We start from the raw sequence: 20,674 nt of genomic DNA on the forward strand, positions 1-20,674 counted from the left end.
GTCAGGCGCCGTCAACGCGGGGTTCGGTGTCGATTTGATGAAGTAGCCCGTTGGGACTACTCCGCACCCATCCGTTGGTGATAGTCATGGGTGATTCATCGGCAGGCCTGTGCCACCGCACGGGCCGCCCTTCACCAGGAGGAATGGATGCGACTCACACGACGAGTTCGCCTCGCGGGAGTGGCCACGGCCGCAGCTGCGTTGGTGCTGTCCGCGTGCGGCGGAGGCGGCGGCGGAAGCGCCAGTGACGACGAGGTCACCGACAGCTTCATCACGGTCTACGGGACCAACCCGCAGAACCCGCTGATCCCGACCGCGACCAACGAGGTCGGAGGCGGCGACCCGATCCAGAACCTCTACGCCGGTCTCGTGGCGTACAACGCCGACGGCTCGGTCGTCAACGAGGTCGCCGAGTCCATCACGCCCAACGCCGACAGCACCGTCTGGACCGTCGTCGTCAAGGACGGCTGGACGTTCACCGACGGCGAGGCCGTCACCGCGAACTCGTTCGTCGACGCCTGGAACTACGGCGCCGACCCGGACAACAAGCAGCTCAACAACTACTTCTTCTACCCGATCGCGGGCACCGACGACGTCGGCAACACCGAGGAGGGCGCCGACACCGTCTCGGGCCTGTCCGTGGTGGACGACTCGACCTTCACGATCACGCTGAAGAAGCCCGAGTCGGACTTCAACCTGCGTCTCGGCTACTCGGCCTACTTCCCGGTGCCCGAGAGCGCCTACGGCGACGACGGCAAGATCACCAAGGAGTACGGCGACGCGCCCATCGGCAACGGCCCGTACATGCTGACCGACGCCGGTTGGCAGAAGAAGAAGCAGATCGCGATGAAGGTCAACCCTGACTACCAGGGTGTGCGCAAGCCGGCCAACGACGGTCTGGTCTTCAAGTTCTACAACTCGGTCGACTCCGCCTACAGCGACGTCCAGGCCGGCAACCTCGACATCCTCGACCAGGTCCCGCCGAGCGCGCTGAGCACGTTCGAGGACGACAGCTCCGTCACGGCCTACAACGAGCCGGGCTCGAGCTTCTCGTCGCTGACGATCCCGGGTCGCCTCGCGCACTTCGAGGGCCAGGAGGGCCAGCTGCGCCGTCAGGCCATCTCGATGTCGATCAACCGTGAGGAGATCACCGAGAAGATCTTCTACGGCGCCCGCACGCCGGCCACGGACTTCACGTCGCCCGTGCTCGACGGCTGGACCGAGACCGTGCCCGGCAACGAGGTGCTGCAGTACAACCCCGAGCAGGCCAAGGCGCTGTGGGAGCAGGCCAACGCGATCAGCCCGTGGGAGGGCGACTTCGTCCTCGCGTACAACAACGACGGTGCCGGCAACAAGGAGTTCGCCGACGCCCTGACCAACCAGGTCAAGAACACGCTCGGCATCGAGTCGTCGGCCCAGAACTACCCGACGTTCGACGAGCTGCGCGAGAAGGTCACCGATCGCACGATCGAGACCGCGTTCCGCACCGGTTGGCAGGCCGACTACCCGTCGATGCTGAACTACCTGGGCCCGATCTACGGCACGGGTGCCGGCTCGAACGACGGCGACTACACGAACCCCGAGTTCGACACGCTCGTCGCCGAGGCCGCGGCCGCGCAGGGCGAGGCGCGCTACAGCCTCATCAGCCAGGCCCAGACGGTCCTGCTGACGGACCTGCCAGCGATCCCGCTGTGGTACCAGAACGCCACGGCCGTCACGACCCCCGACATCGGCGGGTTCGTGTTCACCTGGCAGCAGAAGCCGGACTACTACGCGCTGACGAAGTAACCGGTCACCCGGCACACGGGGCAGCCCCTTCTCTCGGGCTGCCCCGTGTGCCGAGCAGGTCCATCATGGTGAGGGCGCGTTCTCGCGCGCCCTGCAGATCCGGCCCTCGGCACGCACGCCGACCGGCCCTCGAACCGTCCAGAGGAGGCCCCGGTGGCGTGGTACATCGCCCGGCGGCTGCTCCTGATGATCCCCGTGATCCTCGGAGCGACCTTCATCATCTACGCCCTGGTCTTCCTGCGACCGGGCGATCCCGTCCTGAACCTGGTCGGCGACAAGCCGATCGGTCCGGACGTCAAGGCCGCCATCGAGGCCGAGTACAACCTCGACAAGCCCTTCCTCGTGCAGTGGCTCCTGTTCCTCAAGGACGCCCTGACCTTCAACTTCGGCATCAACTTCAGCGGTGAGCCGGTCGCGGCCGAGATCGCCCGCGCGTTCCCGGTCACCGCGACCCTCGCGGTCATGGCCCTGGCGATCGAGGCCGTGCTCGGCATCGGCCTCGGCGTCGTCGCGGGTCTGCGCCGCAACGGCTGGTTCGACTCCTCGATGCTCCTCGTGACGCTCGTGATGCTCGCCATCCCGATCTTCGTCGTCGGCTTCGTCTTCCAGCTCGTGTTCGGGGTGAAGCTGGGCTGGGCCGACGTGACCGTGGGCGGTGACTGGACGATCGGCAGCCTGCTGCTGCCGGCGATCGTCCTGGCCATCGTCGACCTCGCCTACACGCTGCGGCTGACGCGCACCTCGGTCGCCGAGAACCTGCTGGCCGACCACGTCCGCACGGCGCGGGCCAAGGGTCTGCCCAACCGCCTCGTGGTGCGCAACCACGTCCTGCGCAACTCGCTCGTGCCGGTCGTGACCTACCTGGGCGTCAACCTCGGCACGCTCATGGCGGGCGCCGTCGTCACCGAGGGCATCTTCAACGTGCCGGGCATCGGCAACCTGGCGTTCGACGCGATCAGCCGCGGCGAGAACACCACGGTCGTCTCGGTCGTGACGGTCATGGTGCTCGTGTACGCGCTGATGAGCCTCGTCGTCGACCTGCTGTACGCCCTTCTCGACCCGAGGATCCGTTATGCCTGAGTCCGTCACCCGACCGGGACAGGCCCGGTTCGTCGCATCGCTCGAGGAGACGCCGCTGCAGGCCGTCGACGCGGTCGCCTCCGACGTCGTGCCGGAGAGCCAGTGGAAGGAGGCGTGGAAGCGCCTCCGCCGCTCGGTGCTGTTCTGGATCTCGGCCGTCATCATCCTGGGTCTCGCGATCGTCATCGCCTTCCCGGGCCTGTTCACGAGCGCCGATCCCAACTACGCCGAGCTCAGCCGCAGCTTCGAGCCGCCCAGCGACGGTCACCCCTTCGGCTTCACCCGCCAGGGGGCGGACGTGTGGGCGCGCACCGTGTACGGCGCGCGGGCCTCGGTCGCCGTCGGCGTCCTGACGACCCTGGTCGTCGTGGTGCTGGGCATCGTCTCGGGCGCCGTGGCCGGCTTCTTCGGCGGCTGGGTCGACTCGCTGATCTCGCGCCTGGCCGACATCTTCCTGGCCATCCCGCTGCTGCTCGCCTGCATCGTCGTGATCTCGGTGATCAACAACGCCTGGCCCAAGCGCGGGTTCTGGGGCTCGATCCTGGTGGTGGTCCTGGCGCTGTCCTTGTTCGCGTGGCCACAGATCACCAGACAGATGCGCGGAGCCGTGCTCGAGATCAAGTCGCTGGAGTTCATCGACGCGGCCAGCGCGATCGGCGCGACCCGCATGCGCAACCTCGTGCGCCACGTCGTGCCCAACGCCCTCGCTCCGGTCATCGTGACCGCCACGATCTCGCTCGGTGTCTTCATCGTGGCCGAGGCGACCCTGTCGTTCCTCGGGCTCGGCCTGCCCAGTGGGGTCGTGTCCTGGGGCAACGACCTCTCGGACGCGCAGAACGAGGTGCGCTCCGGCCAGCACCTGTCCGTCATGTGGGTCCCGGCGACCGCGCTGGCCCTGACCGTTCTCGGCTTCATCCTGCTCGGCGAGGCCGTGCGCGAGGCCCTCGACCCGAAGGCGAGCCGCCGATGACCGCCACCCCGACCACGGCGCCGTCGCGCTCGAGCGCGAGCGGTGCCGAGGCGCCGCTGCTGGAGGTCCGCGGGCTCGACGTCGCGTTCCAGACCGGCCGCAAGGAGCTCACGCCCGCCGTCTCCGGGGTCGACCTCACGGTCTATCCCGGCCAGACCGTCGCGATCGTGGGGGAGTCCGGCTCGGGCAAGTCCACGACGGCGCACGCCATCATCGGACTCCTGCCCGGCACGGGCCGGGTGACCGGCGGACAGATCCTGTTCGAGGGCGCCGACATCGCGCAGGCGCGGACCCGCGAGATGGTCGCGCTCCGCGGTGCCTCGATCGGCCTGGTGCCCCAGGACCCGATGTCGAACCTCAACCCGCTGTGGACCGTCGGCGCCCAGATCAAGGAGTCGCTGACCGCCAACGGCATCGCCTCCGGCAAGGCCGCCGACCGCCGGGTCGTCGAGCTGCTCGAGGAGGCCGGCCTGCCCGACGCGCAGCGGCGCGCCAAGCAGTACCCGCACGAGTTCTCCGGGGGCATGCGCCAGCGCGCCCTCATCGCGATGGGCCTGGCGGCACGGCCGAAGCTCCTGATCGCCGACGAGCCCACCAGCGCGCTCGACGTGACGGTGCAGAAGCAGATCCTCGACCACCTCGACACCCTGACCGACGACCTCGGGGTCGCGGTCCTGCTGATCACGCACGACCTGGGACTCGCCGCGGAGCGGGCCGACCACCTCGTGGTGATGTACAAGGGTCAGATCGTGGAGTCGGGTCCCGCGCTCGAGATCCTGCAGGACCCGCACCACCCGTACACGCAGCGCCTCGTGGCCTCCGCCCCGTCGCTGGCGTCGCAGCGCCTCTCCTCGCTCCAGCACCGCGCGGAGGTCCGTGAGCAGGCGGTCCAGGCGGCCGAGGAGGTCGCGAGCGAGGTCGCCGCCGACGCCGCCGCGATCGGGAAGGGGCTCGACGACGTCATCACGGTCGAGAACCTCACGAAGGTCTTCAAGCTGCCGGGCAAGGGCCCGTTCAACAAGGTCGACTTCCTGGCGGTCGACGACGTCAGCTTCTCGCTGCGCCGCGGCACCACGACCGCGATCGTGGGCGAGTCCGGGTCCGGCAAGTCCACCGTGGCGCGCATGGTCCTCGGGCTGCTCGAGCCCACGTCGGGCACCGTGAAGTTCGACGGCGTCGACGTCGAGGACATCCGCGGCAAGAGCGAGCGGCTGCGGCTGCGGCGCCGGATGCAGCCGATCTTCCAGAACCCGTACGCCTCGCTCGACCCGCTGTTCTCGATCTACCGGTCCATCGAGGAGCCGTTGCGCACCCACGGCATCGGCACGGCCAAGGAGCGCGAGGCGAAGGTGCGCGACCTGCTCGACAAGGTCTCGCTGCCCGCGAGCGTCATGAGCCGGTTCCCGCACGAGCTGTCGGGCGGCCAGCGACAGCGCGTCGCGATCGCCCGTGCCCTGGCGCTCGATCCCGAGGTCGTGATCTGCGACGAGGCGGTCTCGGCGCTCGACGTGCTGGTCCAGGCGCAGATCCTGACGCTGCTGAACGACCTGCAGGCCGAGCTCGGCCTCAGCTACCTGTTCATCACCCACGACCTCGCGGTCGTCCGTCAGATCGCCGACGACGTGCTCGTGATGCAGAACGGTCAGGTCGTCGAGGCCGCGCCGGTCGAGCAGGTCTTCAGCTCGCCCGAGCAGGACTACACGCGTGCGCTCCTCGACGCGATCCCGGGCGGGTCCATCCCGCTGGGCGTCGTCGAGGCCGGCGACGACCTGCCGGACGTCACGCTCGAGGACTGATCGGCCCGTCGCGGCCCGCTGACCAGCGGACTTGCGGATCTCTCAGGGTTCCGTAAGGTCGATTGGTCTTTGCACGCAACCGGAAGTCCTTCATGACTGACACGACCGAGTCCACCCCGCCCGGTACGGAGCACGGCTCCGACCAGGCCCCCGAGCAGAGGAAGAAGAGCAAGCGCGCGGCATCCACGTCGATCGCCGAGCAGGCCAAGCGCGCCCTGCGGTTCCGCACCGTCGACGACGTGCCGACCGCCGAGAACACCGGCCGCAACCCGATCGACAAGGTCGTCTTCGGTGTCACCGGAGCGATCGCGATCGGTTTCGTGGTCTGGGGCGCCCTGGGCACCGACAGCCTCGCGTCCGTCTCGAGCAACGCCCAGTCCTGGGTCATCGACACGACCGGCTGGTTGTTCGTCCTGACCGCGAGCTTCTTCGTGATCTACGTCCTGTGGCTCGCGGCGAGCAAGTACGGCCGCATCCCGCTGGGCGCCGACAACGAGCGACCCGAGTTCCGCACGGTCTCCTGGATCGCGATGATGTTCAGCGCCGGCATGGGCATCGGACTCATGTTCTTCGCCGTCGCCGAGCCCCTGGGGCACTACATGTCGCCCCCGCCCGGCACCTCCGAGGGCGAGACCACCGAGGCGATCCAGACCGCGATGGCCACGACGATGTTCCACTGGGCCCTGCACCCCTGGGCCATCTACGCCGTCGTCGGCATCGCGATCGCCTACGGCACGTTCCGCAAGGGGCGCTCGCAGCTCGTCTCGGCGGCCTTCCGACCGCTGATGGGCCGTCACGCCGACGGTCCGGCCGGCAAGGCCATCGACTGCCTGGCGATCTTCGCGACGCTGTTCGGGTCGGCCGCCTCGCTGGGCCTGGGCGCCCTGCAGATCGGCGGCGGCCTGGAGTTCAACGGCTGGGTCGACTCGGTCGGCACGACCGCGCTGGTCCTGATCATCGTCGTCCTGACGATCGCCTTCATCGCCTCGGCGGTCTCCGGTGTCGCCAAGGGCATCCAGTGGCTCGCCAACACCAACATGGTGCTGGCGCTCGTGCTCGCGGTCTTCGTGTTCGTCGTGGGTCCGACCCTGACGGTGCTCAACCTGGTGCCGGCCGCGATCGGCTCCTACGCCGCGGACATGACCGAGATGGCCTCGCGCACCGCCGCCACCGGTGGCGACGAGATGACCGCCTGGCTCTCGGGCTGGACGATCTTCTACTGGGCCTGGTGGGTCTCGTGGACGCCGTTCGTCGGCATGTTCATCGCCCGCATCAGCCGGGGGCGCACGATCCGCCAGTTCGTCACGGGCGTCCTGCTCGTGCCGAGCATCGTGAGCCTGGTCTGGTTCTGCATCTTCGGCGGGTCCGCGATCGCCGAGCAGGCCAAGGGGGGCAACGTCGCCGAGTCCGACGGCTCGGTCAACACCGAGAACGCCCTGTTCCGCCTGCTCGACCTGTACCCCATGGCGTCGATCTCGGTCGTGCTCGTGATGCTGCTCGTCGCGATCTTCTTCGTGTCGGGTGCCGATGCGGCCTCGATGGTCATGGGCACGCTGTCCGAGCGGGGCACCCTCGAGCCGAGCCGGAAGACCGTGATCTTCTGGGGCGCGCTGATGGGCGCCGTCGCGGCGATCATGCTCGCGGTCGGCGGTGACGAGGCGTTGAGCGGGTTGCAAGCCATCACGATCGTGGGCGGGCTCCCGTTCGTGGTCGTCATGATCGGCCTGACCCTCTCGCTGTACCTCGACCTGCGCTCCGATCCGATGATCGTGCGCGGACAGATCGCGACCGAGCTCGTCGAGGACGCGGTCGTGAGCGGTGTGGAGGAGTACGGCGAGGACTTCGCGCTGGTCACGGAGTCGCCGGACGACGGCGACGACGGATCCGCCTCGCGCTGATCCTCCCTGCCCGAGGCGGGCCCACGCCCGAGCGCCGAGCGGACTTGACCTGATCGAACACGTGTTCGATCATGGATGAGTGGATCTCGACGAGCTCAGACGACGTGTGGCCCGCCTCGAGGGGCGGCCGGTCGACACCGCCGCGATCCCGGTCCATCCCGCGCTCGCGGGGCTGCTGACGCCTCGGGCGGGCGGGGTCTACGGCGTCGACGCCGCGAGCCTCGCGCTCACGCTCGTCTCGGGGCCCTCGGCCGCCGGGGCGTGGTGCGGCGTCGTCGGCTGCCCCGACCTCGGGCTCGAGGCGGCCCGTGAGGCCGGCATCGACACCGACCGCCTCGTCGCGGTGCCCGATCCCGCCGAGCTCTGGTGGGAGGTCGTGGCAGCGCTCGTCGACGCCCTCGCGCTGGTCGTGGTGCGCCCACCGGCGCGCGTGCCGCAGCGCGACGCGGCGCGCCTGGCCGCCCGGCTGCGGACGCGTCAGTGCGTCCTGGTGGTGTGGGGGGAGTGGCCGCGCTGCGACGGGCGGCTCTCGCTGGTCTCCTCGCACTGGTCGGGGGTCGGGCACGGGCACGGCCACCTGCGTTCTCGGCGTGCCGTGATCGAGGCGCGCACCGACGTCACGGTGTCGCGCAGCCGCGAGGTCTGGCTGCCCGGCGACCTCGGCCAGCTCGGTCCCGTCGAGCAGCCCGTGGCGGCCGCCCGGCACGAGCAGCCTGACCTGCAGCTCCTGCGCGGTGCCTCGTGAGGACCCTCGTCGTGTGGTGCCCCGACTGGCCTGTCGTGGCAGCGGGCCTGCCGTCCACGGTGCCGGCCGCGGTGCTCGCGGGCGGTGAGGTGCTGGCGTGCTCACCGGCGGCACGCCTCGAGGGCGTGCGCCGCGGGATGCGGCGCCGCGACGCCCAGGCGCGGTGTCCCGAGCTGCGGCTCGTCGAGCGAGCCCCGCAGGTCGAGGCCCAGCGCTTCGACGAGGTCCTCGAGGCGCTCGAGGAGCTCACGCCCGGGGTCGCGCCGATCCGTCCGGGGCTGTGCGCGCTGCGCGTCCCGCCGCGCTACTACGGCGGTGAGCGCGAGACGGCCGCCGTCCTGGCCGAGCGGGTCGTCGAGCTGGGGGTGTGGGACGTCCGTTGCGGCGTGGCCGACGGCGCGTTCGCCGCCGAGCACGCGGCACGGCGTGCCCTCACGCAGGACGTCTGGATCGTGCCGCCGGGCGGTTCGGCCGACTTCGTGGGCGAGCTGGGCGTCGACGTCGTCGAGGACGCGGCGCTGGCCGATCTCCTGCGTCGCCTCGGCGTGCGCACGCTGGGGGCGTTCGCCCGCCTCTCGCCGGGCGACGTGCGCACCCGCTTCGGCGACACCGGGTCCCTGCTGCACCGGCTGGCGCGCGGGGAGGACCCGCGTCCGGTCGCCCGCCGCCAGCCGCCGCCCGAGCTCGTCGCGGGCAGTGCGTTCGAGCCGCCGCTCGAGACCTCCGAGGCCGCGGTCTTCAGCCTGCGCACCACGGCCGAGCAGTGCGTCGAGCAGCTCGCGCACCACGGCCTGGTCGCCACGGCGGTGCGCATCGAGGTCGACTCCGGCGACGTCACGGTGCAGTCGCGCACGTGGCGCCACCCGGCCTGGTTCGACGCCCCGGCGCTGCTCGACCGCCTGCGCTGGCAGCTGGCGGCGGGCGCCTCGGCAGGGGTGCCGGGCCCTGGGCGGCGAGATGAGTACCGCCAGGGCATCGGGGCGGTGCGCTTCGTGCCGGAGGAGACCTCGGCGGTCGGCGAGCACGCCGAGACGCTGTACGGCTCGGGTCCGGACGCCCAGGTCGAGCGGGGGGCTGCGCGGGTGCAGGCGCTGATGGGCCCCGAGGCGGTGCAGGCGCTGCGCTCCCAGGGGGGTCGGGGTCCGGGCGACCGGGTCCACGCGATGCCCTGGGGCGAGCGCGTGCCGGTGGCCCGGCCGGCCGAGCGTCCCTGGCCCGGGCAGATCCCGGCGCCGGCACCGGCCACGGTCTTCGCCTCCCCGCGTCCCGCGTCGGTCGCGGGGGCCGAGGGGCAGCGCGTCCTCGTCACGCCGCGCGGCGCCGTCTCGGCGGTGCCGACCCGCTTCCGGGTCTCGACGGCCGAGCCGTGGCAGCAGGTCGCGGCGTGGGCGGGTCCCTGGCCGGTCGACGAGCGCTGGTGGGACGAGGCCAGCGCCCGCCGCATCGCGCGCTTCCAGGTCGTCGGGGTCGACGGGCGGGCGTGGCTCCTGGTCCTCGACGGCGACACCTGGTTCACCGAGGCCCGCTATGACTGAGCGGGCAGGGCGGGTCTCCTGACATGGGCTGGAACAACCCGGACGTGCCGTGGGGCGAGCTGGAGCGCCGGCTCAGCGGACGCACGGCCACCTACGACTCCGGCCAGGACGCCCAGGCGGCCGACATCCACCGGGATGCACCGATCTCGCGGCCGCGGCGTCGGCCGACCGACCGCACGGTCGCGCGGCCCGCCACGACGGTGCCCTACGCCGAGCTGCACAGCCACAGCAGCTTCAGCTTCCTCGACGGGGCGAGCGACCCCGACGCCCTCGTGGAGGAGGCGGTCCGGCTGGGCCTGGAGGCGCTGGCGCTGACCGACCACGACGGCTTCGCGGGTGCGCCGGCGTTCGCCGAGGCGGCCCGGCTGCACGGGCTCAGCACGGTCTACGGGGCCGAGCTGTCGCTCGACCTGCAGCGTCCGCAGAACGGGGTCGCCGACCCCGAGGGCACCCACCTGCTGGTGCTGGCGCGGGGCGCCGAGGGCTATCACCGGCTCGCCGGCGCCCTGACCGAGGCGCACCTGGGCGGCGACGACAAGGGGCGGCCCGCCTACGACCTCGACGACCTCACCGAGCGGGGCCGCGACCACTGGGTCGTGCTGACGGGGTGCCGCAAGGGCACGGTGCAGCAGGCGCTCGCGGCCGGCGGCCCGTCGGCGGCCGAGCGTGCGCTCGCCGAGCTGGTCGAGCGCTTCGGACGCGAGAACGTCGTGGTCGAGCTGACCGACCACGCCCGTCCCGACGACTCCGCGCGCAACGACGCCCTGGCGCGCCTCGCCGAGCGCCAGCGGCTCGCGGTCGTGGCCACCCAGGCGGCGCACCACGCGACTCCCGAGGGCGGACGCCTCGCCGCCGCGATGGCGGCCATCCGGGCGCGCCGCAGCCTGGCCGAGATCGACGGCTGGCTGCCGCCGGCCGGCGGGGCGCACCTGCGCTCGGGTGAGGAGATGCAGGCCCGGTTCGAGCGGTACCCGGGTGCGGTCGCCACGTCGGTGCGGCTGGCCGGCGAGCTCGCCTTCGACCTGCGTGGGGTCACCCCCCGGCTGCCCGTCGTGAGCCCCGTGGGGGTCACCGACCGTCAGCACCTGCGCGACCTGGCCGAGGCGGGCATCCGCACGCGCTACGCGCACAACCCCGACATCGCGCGGGCCCGCATCGACCGCGAGCTCGCCGTGATTGCCGAGAAGGGGTTCGAGGGGTACTTCCTGATCGTCCACGGCATCGTCGCCGAGGCGAAGCGGCGCGGCATCCTGTGCCAGGGCCGAGGATCCTCGGCCAACTCGGCGCTCTGCTACGCGCTCGGCATCACCGCGGTCGACTCGATCTTCTACGACCTGCCGTTCGAGCGGTTCCTCGCCGCGACCCGCGAGGAGGAGCCCGACATCGACGTCGACTTCGACTCCGACCGGCGCGAGGAGATCATCCAGTGGGTCTACGACACCTACGGCCGGCGCAACGCGGCCCAGGTCGCCAACGTCATCACGTACCGCCCGCGCTCGGCGGTGCGCGACGCCGCCAAGGCGCTCGGCTACTCGGCGGGCCAGCAGGACGCCTTCTCGTCGGAGGTCGAGCGCTGGCGCGAGATCGACGACGACGCCGTGATCCCGGGCCCCGTGCGTGAGCTCGCGCAGCAGCTGCTCGGCCGGCCACGCCACCTCGGCATCCACTCCGGCGGCATGATCCTGACCGAGCGCCCCATCGGCGAGGTGTGCCCCATCGAACGGGCCCGCATGGCCGACCGCACCGTGCTGCAGTGGGACAAGGACGCCTGCGAGTGGATGGGGCTGGTCAAGTTCGACCTGCTGGGGCTCGGCATGCTCGGCGCGCTCGACCACTGCTTCCGCCTCGCCGAGCAGCACCTGGGGGAGGCGTGGTCGCTCGACACGATCCCCAAGGACGAGCCGGCCGTCTACGACATGCTGTGCCGGGCCGACAGCGTCGGGGTCTTCCAGGTCGAGAGCCGCGCCCAGATCGGCACGCTGCCGCGGCTGCGACCCCGCCGGTTCTACGACCTCGCGATCGAGATCGCGCTGATCCGCCCCGGACCCATCCAGGGCGGCGCGGTGCACCCGTACATCCGCCGGGCGACGGGGCACGAGAGCGTCACCTACCCGCACCCGGCCGTCGAGCCCGTGCTGCGACGCACCCTCGGCGTGCCGCTGTTCCAGGAGCAGCTCATGCAGATGGCGATGGTCCTCGGCGACTGCACGGGCGACGAGGCCGACCTGCTGCGGCGCGCGATGGGCTCCAAGCGGGGCCTGGAGCGCATCGAGGCCCTCGAGGCGCAGCTCTTCCGGGGCATGGCCGAGAAGGGGCTCGTGGGGGAGGAGGCCGAGTCGATCTACGTCATGATCAAGTCGTTCGCCAACTTCGGCTTCGCCGAGAGCCACGCCCTGAGCTTCGCGCTGCTCGTCTACGCCAGCAGCTGGCTCAAGCTGCACCACCCGGCGGTGTTCCTCGCGGCGCTGCTGCGCAACCAGCCGATGGGGTTCTACTCACCGGCCTCGCTGGTCGCGGACGCCCGGCGGCACGGGGTCGAGACCCGCCGTCCCGACATCGCGCGGTCGCAGGCGCAGGCCGACCTGGAGCCGCTGACGGACGGGGTCACCACCGTGACGGGTCTCGAGGCGTGCGCGCACCGCGAGCAGCCGAGGCCCGGCCCGTTCGACCCGGGCTGCGCCGACCCCACGCCGGTCCACCGCCGCGACGGCAGCTTCGCGGTGCGGCTCGGCCTCGACAGCGTGCGCGGCATCGGCCTCGAGGTCGCGCAGCGGGTCGTCGCGGCGCGGGCGGAGCGGCCCTTCGCCGACATGGCCGACGTCGCCCGCCGCACGGGACTCACGACGACGCAGATGGAGGCGCTCGCCACGGCAGGGGCCTTCGACGGCTTCGGCCTGAGCCGTCGCCAGGCGCTCTGGAACGCGGGCTTCGTGGACGCGCCCGACATGCTGCCCGGCACCGGTGCCTGGTCGGCGCCGCCCGTGCTGCCCGACCTGTCGGCGGTCGAGGAGACCCTCGCCGACCAGTGGTCGACACGCATCACGCCGGAGCGCCACCCCTTGGAGCACCTGCGCGAGGCCCTGCGCGCCGAGCGGGTCCGCTCGGTCGGCGACGTGCTCGCGGCCGTGGCGGAGGGGCAGCAGGGGCCGGACGGAGGAGTCGAGTCGGGCGACCGGGTCTGGGTCGGCGGCCTCGTCACGCACCGCCAGCGGCCGGGCACCGCGGGCGGTGTCACGTTCCTCAACCTCGAGGACGAGACCGGCATGCTCAACGTCGTCGTGTTCGGTGCCGTGTGGGAGCGGCACAAGCGGATCTTCCGCTCCGCCGCCGGTGTCGTGATCCGTGGTGTCGTGGAGGTCACCGACGACCGGGTCGTCAACCTCGTCGCCGAGGTCGTCGACCGCATCGAGACCCGCTACCCCGCCGCCGCCCGCGCCGGCGCCGGCCCGCTCGGCGCCCGCCACAAGAGCCGCGACTTCCAGTGAGCCGTCGAGATGTGGCGACTTAGGCCCCTTTTCTCTCACCACAATGGGGCAAAACTCGACACATCTGGGTGGGCAGCGAGATGTGGTCAGTTGAGACACGGTTCTGGGCCGAAAACGTGGCCGGAGTGACCACATCGTGCAGCGCGGGGTGGCCGGATCCGGTGGAGCCTCGCGTGGTCCTTGCTGCTTGTCCGTCACCCAAGGATGCCGTCAGGCTGGGGTGGTTTCGAGGCTCGCGCCGCAGGCGGCACTCGCACCTCAACCGACGGGCTGCGGGCCGCGCGCCACGCCTCAGTAGTAGTTGGCGATGGCGGGGCTCGGGCCGGCGGTGAGGGCGTCCCAGGCGGCGTCGTCGTCGGCGGGACCGGTGAGGTGGCCCAGGCGGCGCAGCGTCGCGGAGTCGGCGGCGCCGAAGAGGGCCATGGACACGGCGGCGTCGTCGAGCGTGCGGGCGGCCGAGGCCGTCGGTTCGACGGCGACCTGCCCACCGGCGACCGTCGCGACGTACGACGTCCCGTTCCAGGTGAAGGGCAGCTCCGCGCTCAGACCGGCGGCGGGGGACAGGTGCGCGAACGCCGCGACGTCGAGCACCTTGACCATGTAGGTGCGCCTCGTCCTGACCGACGTCTGGTCGGCCCGCAGCAGCCCTGACCACTCGCTCGCCGTGCTCGTGCTGATGACCGTCTCGGGCGTGACCGACGCGAACGAGCCGAGCGTGCGCAGCAGTCCGACGTACGACTCCCGGTCCAGCGCGACGAGCTCGCGGACCGTCAGCTCGGCACCGGCGCCGTAGCCCTTGCCACGGTCCCACGTCGCGTATCCCGTGACCTGGCCCGGGCTCGACTCCGCGAGCGTGACCCCGGTCGTCTCGTCGGTGTACGCCTTCGCCGGGTCCGGGAAGGAGACGCCGTCGCGGGTGAGCGGTCCGCGGTGCTGGCGCGCCCACGCGGTGTACGCGGCGGCGATCGCCGGAAGGTCGGCAGCATCCGCACGCCGCACCGGTGCCGCGTCACCACGGACCGCGAGCAGGTGCGTCGGCACGGCGACGTGGTCGAAGGTCGCGACGGGGGCGTACCCGAGGCTGCGGTAGATGCCGCTCGCCGTCGGGTAGAGCCCGCTCAGCAGGGCGCCACGCTCCCGCGCGCCGTCGAGCATCGCCTCGAACAACGGCCGCAGGTGGCCGCCGCCCCGGTGCTCGGCCGGCACCGCGATGCCCGCGATCCCGGCCGTGGGCACGCGGTGGCTGCCGAACCAGGTCTCGAGCTCGCGGTCGACGCCGAGGGCGGCGATCCGGCCGTCGACCTCGACCTGCCACGTGCGCCGCCCGGGGCCGGGCGGCCCCTCGTCGTCGTGGGCGCCGAACGCCTCGATCCAGAACGGCTTCGCCACCGCGAAGTCGGACGCGTCGAGGGGGCGGACCTGGGTGTTCATACCTTCATCCTGCACCCGGGCCCGCCCCCTCATCGAACCGTCAGCCGACGTGGACGGCCTGGAGCTCCTCGGCGTGCAGCTCGGTGTGCTTGGTGTTCATGAACGCCCACACCAGGGCCGAGGCGGCGAAGATCATGAACGCGCCGATCAGGAAGGCCTGCGACGCACCCTCGGTGAAGGCCGCCTGTCCGACGACGGTCTGCAGACGCTCCTGCATCGCCGCGTCGGGCTGGGCGCCGCCCATCGACTGGAGCGCGGCACCGATCTCCTCGGCCTTGTCGCGGGTGAAGTGCACCGCGGCCGTCGAGAGGGCGGCCAGGCCGACTGCGCCACCGACCTGCTGCATCGTGTTCAGGACGCCGGAGCCGATGCCCGAGTCCTCGGTGGGGATGCCGTGGACCGCGATCAGCGTCATCGTGACGAAGTTCAGGCCCATGCCGAGCGCCATCGTGACGATGAACGGGGCGATCTTGATCCAGAAGTCGATGTCGCTCGCGAAGCCGGAGGTCCCGTTCGCGACGGCCAGCAGGTTCGCCGGGCTGTCGTCGACCGCGATGCGCGAGAACATCAGGAGCGAGAACCCGGAGATCAGGGTGCCGACGCCGACGATGTAGCGCGGGTCGACGCGCGTGATGAGGTTCGACGCCGTCGTGGCGCCGGCGATCATGCCCACCGTGAACGGCAGGAACGCGAGGCCCGTGTGCAGCGGCGACCAGCCCGAGACGTTCTGCAGCACCAGCGACATGAAGAAGAACATCGCGAACATCGCCGCGGGCGTGATGAACATCGTCACGAACGCGATGGCCCGCGCACGGTCGGCGAACAGGCTCAGCGGCATCAGCGGGGCCTTGACGGAGCGCTCGACCAGCACGAAGGCGACGAGCAGCAGTGCGCCACCGATCAGCGCGACGAGGGTCCAGGTGTCACCCCAGCCGTGCGCCTCCTCGCCGGCGCGCGAGAACCCGTAGACCAGCGCGACGATGCCGACGGTTCCGGTCAGGGCGCCGGGCACGTCGAGGGCGCTCGAGCGCGGCGCGCTCTCGTCGAGGTAGCGGGGAGCCAGGAACGCGGCGACCAGGCCGATCGGGACGTTGATGAGGAACGTCAGGCGCCACCCCTGCAGGGCGTCGGACTCGATGCCCGTCAGCCAACCGCCGAGCACCAGGCCCAGGGCCGCGCCGATGCCCGCGAGGGCCGCGAAGATCGAGAACGCGCGGTTGCGTGCGGGGCCGGCCGGGAAGGTCGTCGTGATGAGCGCGAGCGCGGCGGGGGAGGCGAGTGCAGCGCCGAGGCCCTGGAGGGCCCGCGACGAGAGCAGCATGGCCTCGTTCTGCGCGAGTCCGCCGAGCGCGGACGCCACGACGAACACGATCAGGCCGAGCATGAAGATGCGACGGCGACCGAACTGGTCACCGAGGCGGCCGCCGAGCAGCAGCAGTCCGCCGAACGCCAGCGCGTAGCCGGTCACGATCCACTGCAGGTTGTTCTGGTCGATGCCCAGGTCGTCGCCGATGTAGGGCAGGGCGATGTTCGCGATCGTGGCGTCGAGCACGACCATGAGCTGCGCCATGCAGATCACGGCCAGGGCGATGCCCAGGTTCTTGGTGCGGGCGGTCTGCCCGTCACCCGTGGACGTGGTGGTCATGCGTTCTCCTGAAGAAGAGTGGGCCGCAGCGCGGCCGGAAGGATGATCTGGTCGATGACGTCGGTGATGGTCTCGACCGTCGGGGGGAGGCCGAGCAGGAACTCGCGGTGGAGCATGATCCCGGCGAGGGCGCCCGAGACGAGGTCGACGTCGACCCCGTCGCGGAGCTCGCCCCGGTCGGCGGCCCGGCGGTAGATCTCCCGGGAGCGGGCGATCTTGGGGCCGATGAACCTCTCCCGGAACCCAGACGCGAACTCCTCGTCGTGGCCGAGTGCGGTGATGATGCTGCTGAACACGGCCATCAGGCGGGGGTCGGTCAGTCGCCCGTGACCGCAGTGCATCGCGAGCAGGTCGCCCCGGAGCGTGCCCGTGTCGAGCTCGCCGGCGGGCGGGTCCTTGAGGACCAGCAGGGCCTCGAGGACCAGCGTGGCCTTGCTCGACCACAGCCGGTACAGCGTGGCCTTCGAGGCCTTGGCCGCGCTGGCGACCGCATCCATCGTCAGCCGGTCGTAGCCGACCTCGGCGAGCACGTCGATCGTGGCGTCGAGGATCTCGAGCTCACGGTCACCGGTGACCCGCGGGCGGGCCTGGGGATCGTCAGCAGGGGTCACGGTGACTCCTTGTCTCGATGGTACGAAACGGTTTCGTTCCATGAGGAGAGTACGACTCCGTTCCATCCAGGACAAGAGGCAGTGCCGAGAGACCTGCGTCACACGGGCGGTGGCGGATCCACCGCCTCCGGCTGGTCAGGGCGTGCGGCCCGACATCACTGCGTGACGAGCGGCCGTCCCTCGGCGTCCTTCGTGACCGTGAAGGTGTCCAGGACGTCGCCCGGCTGCAGGCCCGTGGGCGTCGGGCCGGTGCCCTCGCCCGGGTCGCCGACCTTGCCGACGTGGGACGTGTAGACGAGGCGGCCCTGCTCGACCCGGATCGACTGGTACGTCGAGATCTTGTCGGCGGCGGCGTCGCGCTCGGCGTCGTTGATCGTCCAGTTGTTCCGGTTCGCCGGGTCGAGGTCGTAGTACTTGTCGCCCGCGTTCGCCACGACGTACGTCGGCCCCGCGTACCCGCCCGGCACGTCGTTCTCGGCGAGGTGGCCGCGCGCGTAGGCGTGGTCGTGGCCCTGCAGCACCAGGTCGACCCCGTACTCCTCCAGCAGCGGCATGAATGCCGTGCGCTGGGCCACGTTGTCGCGCAGCTTCGCCGCCGAGAACATCGGCTGGTGGATCGAGACGACGGTCCAGGTCATCGGGTTGTCGGCGAGCTGCTCCTCGAGCCACTCCGCCTGCAGGGCACCGAGGCCGTTGTCGGTCGTGTCCTGCAGGCTCGCGGTGATGTTGCCGTTGAGGGTGATGAAGCGGACCCCGCCGACGTCCACGCGGTACGCCAGGTCGTCCTGGCCCTTCGGGCCGTTGTCGGGGTACTCGACCTGGCTGCGGTAGCGGATCATGTCCTCGTCGCCGTACAGCTCGTGGTTGCCCGGCAGGGTCAGGAAGGTCCGGGTCGAGGCCCACGGGGCGATCGCGGCGAACCACTGCTCCCACTGGTGGTCGTCGTTGCCGTCGTTGACCTGGTCGCCGGCGGTGAGCGCCAGGACGGCCTCCGGGTTCTCGGTGAAGGCCTGGTCGACGACGTCGGTCCAGCCCGCGTCCAGGCCCCACTGGGCGTCGCCGAAGTACAGGAACGTCCACGGGTCGGCGTACGCCTCGGCGGGCGGCGTCGTGAAGTCGGTCCACTCCGAGAAGTGGTCGCCCTGCCCGACCCGATACGTGTAGGCCGTCGCGGGCTCGAGGTCCTCGACCGTCGCGCTGTGGTGACGCGCGACGTACCGCGAGCGGGGCAGCCGCTCGGACACGCTGGTCTGCGCCTGCACCGTGCGCACGTCGTCGGGGGAGTCGGCGGGAGCGATCTGCACCTCGCCGTCCCGCGTCGCCTCGTTGGTGCGCCACGTGAAGGTCTGGCCCGTGGCTGCCTCGGCCGTCGGATTCGCGATGATGCGGTCGGGCTGGGCGGTCGCGGTGCCGTCGTCGGCCGGGAGGAGGTCCTGACCTGCGCCCGTGCGCACAGCGACGACCGCGACGATCGCGGCGGCCAGCACGACCGTGATCGCGAGTCGGCGGGCGAGCGGCCGGCTGAGCCACGACAGCAGGGACGGGTCACGCGTCTGGGCGAACACGCGGCGACGGTAGGTCGGCGGTGGGGCGAACCGCTGAACAGCGCCCCCGCGGATCGGTGACGAGCGCGTGAACACGCGGGTCCGACTTAGTGTTGACCTGACCCTAACCGGGGGTTAGAGTCGGTTGCACCTGAACGAGAGGGGGAGGCATGACGCTCGAGATCGACCGATCCGGACACGGGTCCGCGACCGACCAGCGGGTCGACCTCGCGGTCTCGACCGTGATCTTCGCGCTGCGTCCCCACCCCGTCACGGGGGAGCCCACCGTCTGGCTCCCGCTCGTGCGCCGCATCCGCGAGCCCTTCGAGGGCCGGTGGGCCCTGCCCGGCGGCCCGCTGCAGCCCCACGAGGACCTGGCGTCCTCGGCCCAGCACACGCTCGAGCGCACGACGGGCCTCACCCCGAACCACCTCGAGCAGCTCTACGCCTTCGGCCGGGTCGACCGCTCGCCCGACCGGGTCGTCTCGATCGTCTACTGGGCGCTGGTCCGTGCCGAGGAGGACGCCCAGGTGCTGCCGGTCCCGAACGTCGAGTGGTTCGTCGCCGACGAGGTCTCGGGTCTGGCCTTCGACCACGACGACATCGTCGAGTACGCCCTGACCCGGCTGCGCGCCAAGATCACCTACTCGCCGATCGCCTACGGCTTCCTGCCGGAGGAGTTCACTCTGGCGCAGCTGCGCGAGGTCTACGAGGCGGTGCTCGGCCGCCAGCTCGACCCGGCGAACTTCCGACGTCAGATGATCGGCCGCCTCCAGGCCACCGGCCGATGTCTCGAGGGGCTCAGCCACCGGCCCCCGGCGCTGTACCGCCACGACCCCACCCCGTCCCGCACGACCCTGACCTTCGAGGAGACCCGATGACCGCCTCCGTCAACGAGCTCATCACCACCGCGCCCGGCGCCAGCTGCGACGCGGACCTCGCCGAGGGCCCGTGGGCCTTCGACCTCAGCCCCGGCTACGGCCCCGGCGCGTCGGAGGACGACGTCATCCCGGACCCGGTCGTGCGTCCCGGCCAGCTGCCGGTGGCGTACCAGCGCATGTCGGACGACGAGCTGCACGCGCGCATCCGGGCCGCGAAGGAGGCGCTCGGCGAGCGCCTGGTGATCCTCGGGCACTTCTACCAGCGCGACGAGGTCGTGCAGCACGCCGACTTCGTGGGCGACTCGTTCCAGCTCGCGAACGCGGCGCTGACCAAGCCGGACGCCGACACGATCGTCTTCTGCGGCGTGCACTTCATGGCCGAGACCGCCGACATCCTGGCGCGCCCCGAGCAGCACGTGATCCTGCCGAACCTCGCGGCCGGCTGCTCGATGGCCGACATGGCCGACGAGGACTCGGTCGAGGCCGCGTGGGAGGAGCTCATGGAGCTCTACGCCGACGAGGACACCTCCGACGGTCGCGCCTCGGTCGTGCCGGTCACCTACATGAACTCCTCGGCAGCGCTCAAGGCGTTCTGCGGGCGCCACGGCGGCATCGTGTGCACCTCCTCGAACGCCGCGACGGTGCTGGAGTGGGCCTTCGAGCAGGGCCGCCGTGTCCTGTTCTTCCCCGACCAGCACCTCGGCCGCAACACCGGCAAGGCGATGGGCGTGCCGCTCGAGCAGATGCCGATGATCAACCCGCGCAAGCCCGGCCTCGGCGTCGAGCCCCAGGAGCTGCTCGACGCCCGCGTGCTGCTGTGGCCCGGGTTCTGCTCGGTGCACAAGCGCTTCACGGTGGCCCAGATCGACCAGGCGCGGGCCCAGCACCCGGGCGTCAAGGTCGTCGTGCACCCCGAGAGCCCGATGCCCGTCGTCGACGCGGCTGACGCGGCCGGCTCGACCGACTTCATCCGCAAGTTCGTCGCGGCGAGCGAGCCGGGCGACGTCATCGCGATCGGCACCGAGATCAACCTCGTGAACCGGCTCGCGGCCGACTACCCCGACCGCACGATCTTCTGCCTCGACCCGGTCATCTGCCCCTGCTCGACGATGTACCGGATCCACCCCGGCTACCTCGCGTGGGTGCTCGACGGCCTGCTCGAGGGCGAGGTCCGCAACGAGATCGTGGTCGACGAGGACGTCGCCACGCACGCCAAGGTCGCGCTCGAGCGCATGCTCGCCGCGCTGCCGAAGTAGGGCGGGAGC

14 protein-coding genes are annotated in these 20,674 nt (G+C 71.4%); 10 read left to right on the forward strand and 4 right to left on the reverse strand.

Features of this window, described 5'->3' with window-relative positions:
* Positions 1–147 precede the first annotated feature (147 nt).
* The 8 genes from ABD127_RS02605 (at position 148) to ABD127_RS02640 (ending at position 13,297) form a co-directional block, all read left to right on the forward strand.
* A complete protein-coding gene (locus ABD127_RS02605; RefSeq protein ID WP_344197408.1) occupies positions 148–1,788 on the forward strand; it encodes a peptide ABC transporter substrate-binding protein in 1,641 nt (546 codons plus the stop codon).
* A gap of 186 nt (positions 1,789–1,974) precedes the next feature.
* Positions 1,975–2,868, forward strand: a complete 894-nt coding sequence (locus tag ABD127_RS02610; RefSeq protein WP_425545792.1) for an ABC transporter permease — start codon at positions 1,975–1,977, stop codon at positions 2,866–2,868.
* Positions 2,861–3,838, forward strand: a complete 978-nt coding sequence (locus ABD127_RS02615; RefSeq protein WP_344197412.1) for an ABC transporter permease — start codon at positions 2,861–2,863, stop codon at positions 3,836–3,838. The genes ABD127_RS02610 and ABD127_RS02615 overlap by 8 nt, the downstream gene beginning before the upstream one ends.
* Complete coding sequence (locus ABD127_RS02620) at positions 3,835–5,634, forward strand: dipeptide ABC transporter ATP-binding protein (protein ID WP_344197414.1); 1,800 nt, start codon at positions 3,835–3,837, stop codon at positions 5,632–5,634. Before ABD127_RS02615 ends, ABD127_RS02620 begins: the two co-directional genes overlap by 4 nt.
* A gap of 92 nt (positions 5,635–5,726) precedes the next feature.
* The gene (locus ABD127_RS02625) at positions 5,727–7,532 is read left to right on the forward strand and encodes a BCCT family transporter (protein ID WP_344197416.1); all 1,806 of its coding nucleotides are present in this window, start codon (positions 5,727–5,729) and stop codon (positions 7,530–7,532) included.
* A gap of 79 nt (positions 7,533–7,611) precedes the next feature.
* Positions 7,612–8,277, forward strand: coding sequence for a hypothetical protein (locus ABD127_RS02630; protein WP_344197418.1), 666 nt, complete (start codon positions 7,612–7,614; stop codon positions 8,275–8,277).
* The gene (locus ABD127_RS02635; protein WP_344197420.1) at positions 8,274–9,812 is read left to right on the forward strand and encodes a DNA polymerase Y family protein; all 1,539 of its coding nucleotides are present in this window, start codon (positions 8,274–8,276) and stop codon (positions 9,810–9,812) included. The genes ABD127_RS02630 and ABD127_RS02635 overlap by 4 nt, the downstream gene beginning before the upstream one ends.
* 23 nt (positions 9,813–9,835) lie before the next feature.
* Positions 9,836–13,297, forward strand: a complete 3,462-nt coding sequence (locus ABD127_RS02640; protein ID WP_344197422.1) for an error-prone DNA polymerase — start codon at positions 9,836–9,838, stop codon at positions 13,295–13,297.
* 291 nt (positions 13,298–13,588) lie between these two features.
* On the opposite strand, the gene ABD127_RS02645 is transcribed toward ABD127_RS02640, so the two are convergent.
* The 4 genes from ABD127_RS02645 to ABD127_RS02660 all read right to left on the reverse strand — a co-directional run bounded on the left by ABD127_RS02645 (position 13,589) and on the right by ABD127_RS02660 (position 18,549).
* Complete coding sequence (locus ABD127_RS02645) at positions 13,589–14,728, reverse strand: GNAT family N-acetyltransferase (protein WP_344197424.1); 1,140 nt, start codon at positions 14,726–14,728, stop codon at positions 13,589–13,591.
* Between the two features lie 40 nt (positions 14,729–14,768).
* Positions 14,769–16,373, reverse strand: a complete 1,605-nt coding sequence (locus ABD127_RS02650) for an MFS transporter (protein WP_344197426.1) — start codon at positions 16,371–16,373, stop codon at positions 14,769–14,771.
* A complete protein-coding gene (locus ABD127_RS02655; protein WP_344197428.1) occupies positions 16,370–16,984 on the reverse strand; it encodes a TetR/AcrR family transcriptional regulator in 615 nt (204 codons plus the stop codon). Before ABD127_RS02655 ends, ABD127_RS02650 begins: the two co-directional genes overlap by 4 nt.
* 155 nt (positions 16,985–17,139) lie before the next feature.
* Positions 17,140–18,549 carry a purple acid phosphatase family protein gene (locus tag ABD127_RS02660; RefSeq protein ID WP_344197430.1) on the reverse strand — a complete coding sequence of 470 codons (1,410 nt, stop codon included), beginning with the start codon at positions 18,547–18,549 and terminating at the stop codon, positions 17,140–17,142.
* A 149-nt stretch (positions 18,550–18,698) separates the two neighbouring features.
* On the opposite strand from ABD127_RS02660, the gene ABD127_RS02665 reads away from it, so the two are divergent.
* Complete coding sequence (locus ABD127_RS02665) at positions 18,699–19,409, forward strand: NUDIX hydrolase (RefSeq protein ID WP_344197432.1); 711 nt, start codon at positions 18,699–18,701, stop codon at positions 19,407–19,409.
* Positions 19,406–20,665: a quinolinate synthase NadA gene (gene nadA / locus ABD127_RS02670; protein WP_344197434.1), complete on the forward strand. Its 1,260-nt coding sequence runs from the start codon at positions 19,406–19,408 to the stop codon at positions 20,663–20,665. The genes ABD127_RS02665 and nadA overlap by 4 nt, the downstream gene beginning before the upstream one ends.
* The last annotated feature ends 9 nt before the right edge of the window (positions 20,666–20,674 follow it).

The organism is Aeromicrobium alkaliterrae (genome assembly GCF_039529015.1).
In the GTDB taxonomy this organism is placed as follows: domain Bacteria; phylum Actinomycetota; class Actinomycetes; order Propionibacteriales; family Nocardioidaceae; genus Aeromicrobium; species Aeromicrobium alkaliterrae.

Excerpts from the sequence above, each read along its gene's own strand:
- ABD127_RS02605 (WP_344197408.1), top strand. The coding sequence starts at position 148 with ATGCGACTCACACGACGAGTTCGCCTCGCGGGAGTGGCCACGGCCGCA.
- ABD127_RS02610 (WP_425545792.1), top strand. The coding sequence starts at position 1,975 with ATGATCCCCGTGATCCTCGGAGCGACCTTCATCATCTACGCCCTGGTC.
- ABD127_RS02615 (WP_344197412.1), top strand. The coding sequence starts at position 2,861 with ATGCCTGAGTCCGTCACCCGACCGGGACAGGCCCGGTTCGTCGCATCG.
- ABD127_RS02620 (WP_344197414.1), top strand. The coding sequence starts at position 3,835 with ATGACCGCCACCCCGACCACGGCGCCGTCGCGCTCGAGCGCGAGCGGT.
- ABD127_RS02625 (WP_344197416.1), top strand. The coding sequence starts at position 5,727 with ATGACTGACACGACCGAGTCCACCCCGCCCGGTACGGAGCACGGCTCC.
- ABD127_RS02640 (WP_344197422.1), top strand. The coding sequence starts at position 9,836 with ATGGGCTGGAACAACCCGGACGTGCCGTGGGGCGAGCTGGAGCGCCGG.
- ABD127_RS02645 (WP_344197424.1), bottom strand. The coding sequence starts at position 14,728 with ATGAACACCCAGGTCCGCCCCCTCGACGCGTCCGACTTCGCGGTGGCG.
- ABD127_RS02650 (WP_344197426.1), bottom strand. The coding sequence starts at position 16,373 with ATGACCACCACGTCCACGGGTGACGGGCAGACCGCCCGCACCAAGAAC.
- ABD127_RS02665 (WP_344197432.1), top strand. The coding sequence starts at position 18,699 with ATGACGCTCGAGATCGACCGATCCGGACACGGGTCCGCGACCGACCAG.
- nadA (WP_344197434.1), top strand. The coding sequence starts at position 19,406 with ATGACCGCCTCCGTCAACGAGCTCATCACCACCGCGCCCGGCGCCAGC.